A 10,752-nucleotide genomic window follows, 5' to 3' on the forward strand; every position below is an offset into this window, starting at 1 on the left:
AAGGGAGTGAGGAATCGCATCAGCAGAAGACGGTGGGGGACAATCTGCCCCCCACCGTCCGCCGTTCAGCCGCTACGGAGTTCGCCACTAGGCGAGGTACGCACCGTCGAATCGCTGGTCTCCGATCGGCGTCGAGTCCACACCCAACAGGCGCTTCGGTGCCACGTTCTGGTTCGCCGCGATCATCGTGTGGAAGGCGGCTGCCTGGGTCAGCATGAGCCGCTGCACCGCCTTGAGCGCAGCGCTGTACTGCGCTTCGTTCTTCGGCGAGAACGCGGTGTTGTAGGCGGCTTCGAGCGCCGGAATCGCCCCCTTGGGATACTTGGGCGGGTTCTTCAGGAGCGTCGCCTTCATCATGTAGTTCGCGATCAGGGCCCACGGGAACGGAAGCGAGCCGGCGTTGACAGCGATGCCCTCGTGGTTGCGCTTCGTGTAGAGCCGATCGAACCACTGTGCTGCAGGCAGGACCTGGAGTGTCGCGTTGATCCCCGCCTTCTTGAAGCCCTGCTGCAGGACCGGTCCCTCGCGGTTCCAGGGGCCAGGATCCTTGAGGACCATCATGTTCAGCTTCAGGTTGGAGGCACCGGCCGCCTTGAGCATGCTCTTTGCCTTCTCGGGATCGTAACTCGGCGCGGGGCCTCCGCCCGGCCATGCCTTGCCGATCGAATACGGGCTTCGCTCGAGCGGGTTCCACGTTGGCACGGCACGACCGCCCCAGGCCACCTTGTTGTCTGTCGGCTTGTCGAACGCCCACTGCAACGCCTGCCGCACCTTCACGTCCTTCAGGGGTCCGAAGTACATCTGCGGCTGCCACCACTGGAAGAAGAGTCCGGAAGGGATCAGCTTCGAGTTCCGCTTGCCGTCCACCTGCGGCAGCGTGGCAACCGAGATGTCGTGCAGGTAGTCGACGTCACCGGAGAGGAAGTTCGCGACCTGCGCCGACTCGTCGGCGAGGAACCGGAACGTCAACTCGTTGAGGTATGGCCGGCTGCCGTTCCAGTAGTCGGGGAAGCGCTCGAGGTCGAGGCGGTCTCCCTTGACGAAGTTCTTGTACTGAAACGGTCCGGTGCCGATTGGTTGCTCGCCGAGATTCAGATCGTCGGCGTTCTCGGGCATGATGAACCAGAAGCGCCAGCTCTCGACCATGCGGGCCGGCTTCTTCGTCGTGATTCTCAGGGTCTGATTGTCGACCTTGACGGCCTTGCCCCAGATGTCCTTCGGGAGAGCGAGGAAGTTGTTCGATGCCGGCTTGACCGGATCGTGGATGCGGTTCAGGCTCCAGACGACGTCCTCCACGCGCAGAGGGTCGCCGTTGTGGAACTTGACCCCTTGCCGGATCTTCACGATCGTCGTCTTGGCGTTCGGCGTGCTCCAGCTCCTCGCAAGGAGCGGTACGGCCCTTCCGTTCTTGTCGTACTTGACGAGCGTGTCGTACATCGCATAGGCCATCAACTGGCCCCAGCGGTAGCCGAACGCGGTGAGGACGTTGATGTCCTCGAATGACTGGCCGATGCCGACGACGAGCTTCCCTCCCGGCTTCGGCGCCGATACAGCGGCCCCGGCCCCGCCTGCTCGGAGGAGCGCGTCAGCTCCGCCGATCGCAGCGGCTCCCAGAGCGCCCCGCTTGAGCAACTCGAGACGACTCAGCCCCTGAATGTACTCCTCCATGCCGAACTCCCTCCTGATCGGGATTGGGATCGATTCCAGCCAAAGCTCGAAAAGCCGTCCGCGTCAACCGACCAGAGCCCCGGCAACACGTTTGGTCTGACAAGCTGCTTCCGTAGTACGCGATTCAAGAGCATCCACTCGCGGATGTCAAGTCTTGGTCAGACAAGACCCGTGGGACCGCCACGCGGTCAGTACATCAGCCAGCCGCCACTGATGTTCAGCGTCGCACCCGTGATGTAGCCGGCGTGAGTCGAGGCGAGAAACACGACGGCGGGTGCGACCTCCTCGGGGGTCGCCATCCGGCCGAGCGGGACCTGGTCGACGAGGCTCTGGAGAACGTCGGGAGCAAGTTCGTCGGTCAGCATCGCCGTCTTGACGAGACCGGGCGCAACTGCGTTGACGCGGATTCCGGCCCCCGCGTAGGTTCGCGCGAGGCCTCGAGTCATCGTCACGATTCCGCCCTTCGTTGCGTTGTAGACGACCGAGCCGCCGAAGCCCCCGGTCCACCACCCCTGTGAGCTGAAGTTGACGATCGCCCCGCCTCTTCCGTCCCCGCGGAGCCGTTCGGCGAAGGCCCGGTTGAGGAAGAACGACGCCTTGAGGTTGACGTCGACCTGCGCATCCCAGTCGGCCTCGTCGATCTCCGTAATCTCGTGCCTCCGACGGAGGACCGCGGCGAGGTGGGCAAGTGCGACGAGCGGCCCCACCGCCTCTTCTGCCTCTTCGACGAGCTCCGCGTGACGGTCGATGAGCCCGACGTCCGCGCCGATCCCGACATGGCCCTCTCCGGGAAGAGTCGCTGCGAGGTCGGTGGCCGCGCGCTCCGAGAGATCGGTGACAGCGACACGCGCTCCCGACTCGGCGAACGCACGGGCGACCGCGGCACCGATGCCACCCGTTGCCCCCGTGACGAGCACGCCGCAGCTCTCGAGGCCCTTGCCCAGCGCCGGAAGAGCGCCCACGCGCTCCGTCATGAACGCGGCGAGATGCGGTGCGCCTCGATGTAGTCCGCGTCGAGCTCCCAGCCCAGACCCGGTGCAGACGGCAATGCCAACATCCCGTCGACGATCGGCGGTCGATTCGCGACGAGGTTCCACCAGATCGGGTCGCGCTCGGCACTGAACACCTCGAGGAACGTGCCGTGTGGGATCGAGGCGAGGAGATGAGAGGCGATCTGCGGCTCCTCGTGGTGCGCCATGGCCACGTCGAAGGCGACAGCTGCCGCGGCGACCCGACGCCACTCCGTGGCGCCGCCCGACCACGACGAATCGAAGTTGCAGAAGTCGATCGCTCCCTCGACCATGAGATCGCGACAACCTCCAGCGGACATCTCGCTTTGCCCGGCGCACACACGAACGCCTCCGGCGAAGCGGACGTCGCGCATGGCGCGCCGGTCGTTCGACCAGACACATGGCTCCTCGAACCAGTGCAGGTCGAGATCCTCGACGAGCCGCGAGAAGCGAATTGCCTCGGCCGGCGTCCAGCCCTGATTGGCGTCGGCCATGAGCACGAAGTCGGGTCCCGCCGCATCCCGCGCGATCCGGAAGCGGTCGGCGTCCTCCGCCGGGGTGAGCCCCCCCACCTTGAACTTCATCCCGGCGAGACCCCGCTCGCGGAGCTCACAGACCTCCTCCGTGATGTCCTGCTTCCCGTAGTAGCCGCCGATCGTGATCACCGGCAGGCTGTCCCGGTAGCCGCCCCACAGCCGATGCAACGGCTGGCCAAGGGCCTTCCCGATCGCGTCCCAGATCGCCGCATCGACGCAGGCTGTGGCGACGAGGCCGAGTCTCCGGTCGCGGAGGATGTCGAAGGTGGCGGGTCGGGCGAGCTCCCAACAGCGTTCGACGCGAAACGCATCCTCGCCGATCAACCGCGGAGCAATCTCGGTTCGCAGGATCTCGTCGATCTCGAGAAGCCCCGCGTCCTCGTCTCCGCAGTATGCCTCCCCGACGATGCCTTCCTCGGTGTGGAGACGCGTGACGATCGTCGAGCGGTGCGTCATCTCGTAGCGGCTGCCCCGGTAAACCTGCGCGAGCGGGACACGGATCGCGATCGTCTCGATCCTGGCGATCGTCAGGCTGCGGACGGACGCCTCGGGCTGCACACTCGGCGCCATTTCGAGCTCGGTCATCGCTCCTCGGCCTGGGTAGTGGTAACGGTTCCAGCGCACTGTATGGAGCGTCACCGCACCTGTCAACACGCTGCTCCTCTCGCCGCTTCGTCGGGATTTCCCGGAGCGACCGCTAGAAGCGGTACTTCTCGACGACCTCCTCCCTGATCTCGATTCCGAGCCCGGGTCCTTCTGCGGCCCGGACGAAACCACCCGACTGCTCTATCGGCTGCTCGACGAGCTCGTGCTGCATCGGGCTCTCCTCGGCCTTGAACTCGAAGACGCGCACGCGCGGCGTCGTCAACGACAGGGCCAGGCTCGCGGCGGTGACGATCGCGCTCGACCACGCGTGAGCGTTGAACCACACGTCGGCTTCCTCGACGAGCTCGATCACCCGCCGGCCGCCGGTAATTCCCTCGGCCCGCCCCGGATCGAAGCCGATCACATCGGCAACGCCTTCGGCGATGAAACGACGGTATCCCTCGACGTTCCACTCGCGCTCTCCCGAGGCGAGCAACGTCGAGCAGCGCGCCTTCAGCCGGCGAAACGAGTCGAGGTCGGTCGGCTCGAAGGGCTCCTCCATCCAGGTCAGGCCGTGCTCCTCGAGCGCGGTCGTAAGGTGCAGGGCGAAGCCGACGTCCCACGTGAGTGTGTTCACTCCCCGGTCCCACATCAGCATCGGATCGGGCCCGATTCGCTCGCGCAGGAGTCGCATGAACTCGAGGTCGCGCTCGATCTCCGAGCCGAGGCCGGCGTCTCCTCGTTTCCCGAGCCCGAACTTGCACCCCTGGAACCCGAGCTCCGCGATGTATCCCGCGTGCTTGTCGGCCTCCTCCTCGAGGCTCGCAAGACGTGGGTGCGTGCTTGCGACGGCCGGCAGGCGCTCGTGGTGCGCGCCGCCGAGGAGCTGCGTGACCGAGACCCCGAGGAGCTTGCCCTTGAGGTCCCAGAGTGCGATGTCGATAGCCGAGAGCGCGAAGGAGGAGATACCGCCATGATTCCCGTACCACCAGGCACGCCTCTTGCAGCTGCGCCAGATGTCGACGTTGTCGAGCGGGTCTCGTCCGACAACGAGCTCGTGACCCACACCCTCGATCACGGCCTCCGTCGCACGGCACGCATCGGGCCAGGAGGTCACGGCCTCCCCCCAACCGACGGTCCCGTCGCTCGCCTCGATGCGGCAGAGCGTCAGGTGGCGGATCGCGCCGCCGTCGTTCGGTTCGGGGTACCGAACCGAGATCGGCGTCACCGAGCTGATGGTCGTCATACGCGCTCCTCCTCGATCCCGAGCGCTCGAGCAAGGACCGGGATCTCGACGTCGAGCCGTCCTGCCGCGAGCGCGTTGTGGTGGGTGGCGCCGGAGGCGATCCAGCGTGCACCGGCCTCGAACGCCGAACCGGAGTCGAAACGGAACATCCCATTCGGGCCCCCCATCGACTCGTACCGTGCCTCGACGATCTCGCCTGTCGCCCAGGCAAGACGCCATGTCCCTTCGACGGGCGACAGCGAGAGGGCCGTCGCCGGCCCGGGCTCCAGCCTGAACGAGATCGACGTGCCGGCTCCCTGGTCGCCCGGATAGTGATCGTTTGGCTCGACGACGACCGGGTACGCCGGATCAGCCCAGGCCGGGTCTCCCTCGCCGCCAGCCGCGAGCAGCATCAGGCCCGTCTCTCGTTCGGGCGTATAGAACTCGCAGTAGAGAGCGCGGCCGGAGAGGCCTCGAGCGAGCACGAGTGCGAGCGCGGTCGGAAGATCGCCGGTGCAGGAGACAGGCACTCCGCCGGCAGTCAGGAGTGAGGCCCCGAGGCACGCTGTGATCCCGATCGCCGGATTCCAGCGCAGCACGTCGGAGTGACAATTGACGGTCGCCGCGACCGCTTTCGTCTCGTGCGCGACGTCCGCGAGCGCAAGAGCGAGCCGCATGCTCCGCTCGTCGGCCGGCCCCTTGCGACGGGTCCAGCCGCGCCCTGTGAGCCCGGCGAGGCCGAGGTCGATGCGGTCGGCTGCCACGGCTGCAAAGGCGTCGTTCAGCTCCGGCACCGTGAGCGCGCGCTCGGTGACTCCGAGCCTGGCGAGCTCGCTCGTGGTCGACTCGACGTCGAGATAGCCGGGAAACCACGAGCCCACACGGAGAACCGCCGCGCCACGCAGAGTCGACGCGACGGCAGCCGCTCGCACGGTGCGCGTCAGGAGTTCGATGCCCTCGGGGTCGTCGGGTGACGCGGTCACGGTCGCGAAGGCTCGACGCTCCCGGACGAGCGCATTCGCGAGCATCACCGCGGCGACCTGCGACGAGTTGACCGTCGCCTGGGATTGCGTCAGGCCGTCAGGCAGCCGATCGATGGTGGGGCCGTTCCAGATCACGGTTGGCACGTCGAGCCCGGCAAGAGCTCGGGCCGCGTAGCTCGGCGGTGCCGCCATCGTCGGCGCGTAGACGACGACATCCGGGCGACCCGCGCGCAGGATCCCATTGGCCGACTCGCCTTCGGCATCCGAGGTCAGCATTCCGGCATCGACGACGTCGAAATGCAGGCCTAGCAGGTCGACATAGCAACGATGGACGGCCTCACGCTCCTGCCGGAAGCCGGCTGGCATCTGGTCGTCGAACAGCGTGAAGTAACACGATACGAGCCCGACCCTGGGCCGCGTGGTCTCAGTCAAGGTGCCAGTCCTCCGTGTAGCGGACGAGGTTTCCGGTCTCGTCGGTGAGGCCGACTACGAGACCTTCCATTGATGCCTGCCAGCGATCACCGACACCGAGCTCGGCAAAGCGGGCGAAGCAGGTGTTGACGTCCGGCGTGCACTCGCAGGCGGCGATCACCCGGAGGCCACGACGAAAGAGGGTGTAGTTCGCAAACCCGGCTGCCTTCATCGCCTCGATCATCTCCGGCCAGATCTCGACATGGCGCCGGACGTACTCCTCCTCACGGCCGGGGGCGACCTCGAACACGTGGCAGAGCCTCTCCATCACACGACCCCGAGTGCGGCCAGTGCGTCACGCGTCGCAAGCGCCTCGGTGACGACGTCCAGCTCGTCGCACCTCCATTTCGGCATTGGGACGTACTCGACGCAGTACGCCCCGGCGTACTCCGACTCCCGCAGCCCGGCGACGAGCGCGCCGACATCCGTCTCATTGTCGCGCCATCGCACCTGGATCGCGCCCGGTTTAGCAGCTCTCACGTGGAGATGCCCCGCGAGGGGCACGAGCGTCAGCATCCGATCGAGCGTCACGGACTGCAGCTCGAAATGCGAGAGGTCGAGCGTCAGCCGGAGCCCGGGAACGTCTGCGCAGAGCCGCGAGACGAGCTCCGGCACCGGTGCGATCGAGCCCGCATGCGGTTCGATCCTCACCTCGACACCGAGCGCGCTCGCCTCGTCCACCCGCCAGGCGAGCTCCTCGACGCAGGTTGCCCAGGCTGCCTCGGGATCCTCTGCCCACGTGACCCCGGGCAGGATCGTGATACCCGGAGCGCCCAGCTCTGCCGCGACCCGTGCGCCGGCCGAAAACTCGAGCCGACCACGTGCCCGCAGGCCCCGATCTCGCTGGTTAGGAGCGATCTTCTCGACTGTCCCGCCCACCGTGAGGAACACGTCCTCGGTCACAAGGTCATGCTCGGTGAGGGACGAGCGGAGACTCGCTGCGATCGCCCCCGGATCGGAGGTCAGGCTCGACCCCTCGGTGAGGAAGAGCGCGACGTCGACCAGATCGAAGCCGAGTAACCGCACGATCCCGATCCGGGCGTGTTGGGTGGGAACGGCGGGAAACGAGTATTCGCTGCACGAGACGCGAGCTGGCTCCACCGGTCACGCTCCGACGCGGGCGCCGGTCGCGGCTGAGCCGACGAGGCGCGCGTACTTGGCGAGGACACCCGTGGGGCAGCGCGGAGGCGGATGCTCCACCAGTGCGAGCCGAGCGGAGATCTCCTCGTCGGAGAGCTCGACGTGGAGTCGATTACCCTCGGGATCGACCTCGACGATGTCGCCGTCGCGGATGATCGCAATCGGGCCTCCCACGGCGGCCTCCGGCGAGATGTGGCCGACGGAGATCCCCTGCGTTCCCCCACCGAAGCGTCCGTCCGTGAGCAGCGCCGTCTTCTCGGCGAGCCCTGCCCCCACGATCGCCCCACTGAGGTGCGTCATCTCGGGCATCCCCGGCCCCCCTTTCGGGCCTTGGTAGCGGACGACGACAACGTCACCCGCCACGATGCGCCCGTCGGAGACGGCTGTAAATGCCTCCTGCTCGGTGTGGAACACCCTCGCGGGTCCGCGACGAGCGTTTGCGGCCTGGTTTGCGACCTTCATCACCGAGCCGTCCGGAGCAAGGTTGCCCCACATCACCGCATAGCCCCCGCTCGTCTTGACCGGGTCGGCGACCGTGTGGAGGACGGGCGTGCGCGGCTCCGGAGATCTCGTCGCGGGTGCGAGCGCCTCGGCCAGCGTCTGCCCGGTCACGGTCATCGCGTCGCCGTCGAGGAGCCCGGCCTCGAGGAGCTCCCGCATGACGACAGGAACGCCGCCCTCGACGTGAAGGTCCTGCATCATGAAGCGGCCGGCCGGCCGCATCTCGGCGATCTGCGGCGTGCGTCGCGAGATCCGGTCGATGTCCGCGAAGCCGAAGTCGATTCCCGCCTCGCCGGCGAGCGCCGGCAGATGCAGGCACGCGTTCGTCGAGCCGCCGAGTGCCGCGGCGACGGCAAGGGCATTCTCGAAGGACGCCTTCGTCAGGATCGTGGACGGGGTGCGGTCGTTCTCGAGCGCGTCGACGAGAGCGGCAGCGGCACGCCTCAGGATCGCCTCGCGCGCTGGATCCTCGGCGGCGGGAGACGCCATCCCGGGCACGGTCAGGCCGAGCCCCTCGGAGACGCTCGCCATCGTGTTCGCCGTATACATGCTCGCGCACGACCCTTTGCCCGGCAGGGCCACGCACTCGAGCTCGGTCAGGTCCTCGAGACTCATCTTCCCGGTCGCCTGCGCCCCGATCGCCTCGTAGACGTCCTGAATCGTGACGTCCTTGCCACGGAAGCACCCGGGCCTGATCGAGCCTCCGTACGCAAACACCGACGGCAGATCGAGCCGGATCATCGCCATCATCATCCCGGGAAGCGTCTTGTCGCAGCCCGCGATCGCAAAGAGGCCGTCCATGCGCTCGGCGAGCATGACCAGCTCGACGGAGTCGGCGATCCAGTCGCGCGAGGGCAGCGAGGCGCGCATGCCTTCGGTGCCCATCGCGATCCCATCGGAGACGGAGATCGTGTGGAAGACGAGCGGCAGGACCTGCAGCGACCTCAGCTCGTCCGCGGCGGCGAGAGCCAGCTCGTCGAGATGCATGTTGCAGGGAGTAACGCGATTCCAGGTCGCCGCCACGCCTGCCTGCGGCAGCTGAAGATCCTCGGTCGTCCAACCCATCGCCCGGAGCATCGAGCGGGCGGCCGCCTGGGGCGGCCCTCCCGTGACCTCGAGGCTCCGCTTCCTACCGCGATCCGCTTTGCTCATGTCTCCTCCTTCACAATGATGTGCTCCTCGGCGAAGAACACGTCGACCGACGCCGCAAAATCGTCTCTCGTGCGTCCGAGCCCTGCGGCGAGCTCGGGATCGGCGAATGCGCGCTCCGCGTCCGCCCGCGAATCGAACGTCGTCACCGCGATCCCGTCGACCGGCGGGGCCTCACCGTCGAGGATGTGGATCACGTAGCCCCGCAGTCCGGGCAGCCGCCTCGCGTACTCGACGTGCTCTCCGGTCCAGCGCGCAGCGAACTCCTCCCGCGTCAGCTCGGGCCGCTTGCGCACCAGGCTGATCCGCCTGATCACGATCCGTCCTTCGACTCGTGCTGCGTCGCCGCGTACCTTCGGGCGACGTCCAGCATGTGCTCCTGTGCGAACTGCGCGGCGCCGACCACGTCGGACACCGCAAGAGCGTCGACGATGAGCCCATGCTGCTCGAGCGAGCGGTGCGCCGTGTCGGGGAGAGAATAGGCCGCGTACGCACCCTTGCGACTCGCACCGACGAGGCCCTCCATGAGCGCCTTGAGCGCGCCGTTCTGGGTGTACGAGCTCAGCACGCGATGGAAGGCGGCGTCGCCGTCCGCTGCCGCGACCGGATCAGCTCGCTCGACCGCGTCGGCTTGATCTCGGAGGATCGCATTCCCGATTTGGGCTGCATCGATCGCATCCCACTCGGACATCGAGCGGATCGCGTGGGCCTCGAGGACCGATCGGATCTCGTCGACCTCGAGGATCTCCTGCGCATGCTGGTGCAGCCACGCCCCGACGAGCGCCCTGCTCCGGTCGGACGAGCCACCGGCAGCGACGAAGCGACCGCGGGTGCCACGGGTCTCGAGCAGCCCGAGCGCCTCGAGGCTGGACAACGCCTCGCGCAGCACCGTCCGCGAAATGCCGAGTCGTTCGACGAGCTCCCGCTCGGTCGGGAGCCGGTCACCCGGCACGAGCTCACCGTGCAGGATCTGCGAGCTGATCTGCTCCATCGCAGAGTCGACGAGGGAGCCCTGGCCCCGCCCCCCATTTCTCGGCTCGGAGCTCACGCTGTCGCAGATCCGAACAGCTCGGAGGTCAGCTGGAGTGACTGCTCTATGAGCAGCTCGCCGGCCTCGGGCGCGAACGGTGCGGAGCGACCGTAGTGACGCTGCGCGACAACCGGCTCGTAACCGCCGAACGGGTACTCCCGGCGGGTCGCAACGTAGCCGACGACGTCGTTCGAGTAGCCGAGCGTGACGGGGAACGGTGCGTCTGAGCGCTCCTTCACCTCGAGCCCGAGCTCGCAGAACGGTTCGGACGGCCAGGCCGTGATGCACGCGTCCCCGATCCGGAGCGCCTGAACCGGCGCCGCGACGAAGCGCTCCACCGTGCCGTTGGCAACCCGCTCCTCTACCTCCTTTGCCCAGCGCACGTGGAGCACGACCGGGTTCCACGTCGTCCGGGGCTCGCCGGCTGCCTTGAGCTCGACCAGGCGCTGCTCGA

The 10,752-nt window shown here is 67.4% G+C and carries 10 protein-coding genes and 1 pseudogene; all 11 read right to left on the minus strand.

The window, feature by feature from the left end:
• Positions 1 to 87: 87 nt before the first annotated feature.
• The gene (locus ABIR74_RS01770) at positions 88 to 1,668 is read right to left on the minus strand and encodes an ABC transporter substrate-binding protein (protein ID WP_348174894.1); all 1,581 of its coding nucleotides are present in this window, start codon (positions 1,666 to 1,668) and stop codon (positions 88 to 90) included.
• A gap of 188 nt (positions 1,669 to 1,856) precedes the next feature.
• Complete coding sequence (locus ABIR74_RS01775; protein WP_348174895.1) at positions 1,857 to 2,642, minus strand: SDR family oxidoreductase; 786 nt, start codon at positions 2,640 to 2,642, stop codon at positions 1,857 to 1,859.
• The gene (locus tag ABIR74_RS01780; RefSeq protein ID WP_348174896.1) at positions 2,639 to 3,799 is read right to left on the minus strand and encodes a mandelate racemase/muconate lactonizing enzyme family protein; all 1,161 of its coding nucleotides are present in this window, start codon (positions 3,797 to 3,799) and stop codon (positions 2,639 to 2,641) included. The genes ABIR74_RS01775 and ABIR74_RS01780 overlap by 4 nt, the downstream gene beginning before the upstream one ends.
• Positions 3,800 to 3,911: 112 nt before the next feature.
• Positions 3,912 to 5,045, minus strand: a complete 1,134-nt coding sequence (locus ABIR74_RS01785; RefSeq protein ID WP_348174897.1) for a mandelate racemase/muconate lactonizing enzyme family protein — start codon at positions 5,043 to 5,045, stop codon at positions 3,912 to 3,914.
• Positions 5,042 to 6,439, minus strand: a complete 1,398-nt coding sequence (locus tag ABIR74_RS01790; protein WP_348174898.1) for a hypothetical protein — start codon at positions 6,437 to 6,439, stop codon at positions 5,042 to 5,044. Before ABIR74_RS01790 ends, ABIR74_RS01785 begins: the two co-directional genes overlap by 4 nt.
• Complete coding sequence (locus ABIR74_RS01795) at positions 6,432 to 6,728, minus strand: L-rhamnose mutarotase (RefSeq protein WP_348174899.1); 297 nt, start codon at positions 6,726 to 6,728, stop codon at positions 6,432 to 6,434. Before ABIR74_RS01795 ends, ABIR74_RS01790 begins: the two co-directional genes overlap by 8 nt.
• A gap of 17 nt (positions 6,729 to 6,745) precedes the next feature.
• Entirely contained in the window at positions 6,746 to 7,579 is an 834-nt protein-coding gene (locus ABIR74_RS01800; protein ID WP_348174900.1) for a TIM barrel protein, read from the minus strand.
• A 3-nt stretch (positions 7,580 to 7,582) separates the two neighbouring features.
• A complete protein-coding gene (gene ilvD, locus ABIR74_RS01805; RefSeq protein WP_348174901.1) occupies positions 7,583 to 9,271 on the minus strand; it encodes a dihydroxy-acid dehydratase in 1,689 nt (562 codons plus the stop codon).
• On the minus strand, positions 9,268 to 9,585 hold the full coding sequence (locus tag ABIR74_RS01810; protein WP_348174902.1) for an EthD domain-containing protein: 318 nt from the start codon (positions 9,583 to 9,585) through the stop codon (positions 9,268 to 9,270). The genes ilvD and ABIR74_RS01810 overlap by 4 nt, the downstream gene beginning before the upstream one ends.
• Positions 9,582 to 10,316, minus strand: coding sequence for a GntR family transcriptional regulator (locus ABIR74_RS01815; RefSeq protein ID WP_348174903.1), 735 nt, complete (start codon positions 10,314 to 10,316; stop codon positions 9,582 to 9,584). Before ABIR74_RS01815 ends, ABIR74_RS01810 begins: the two co-directional genes overlap by 4 nt.
• Positions 10,313 to 10,752: pseudogene (locus ABIR74_RS01820) on the minus strand (hypothetical protein); the annotation flags it as partial. The gene ABIR74_RS01815 and the pseudogene ABIR74_RS01820, both read right to left, overlap by 4 nt.

Source organism: Gaiella sp., assembly GCF_039915195.1.
Taxonomy (GTDB): Bacteria; Actinomycetota; Thermoleophilia; order Gaiellales; family Gaiellaceae; genus Gaiella.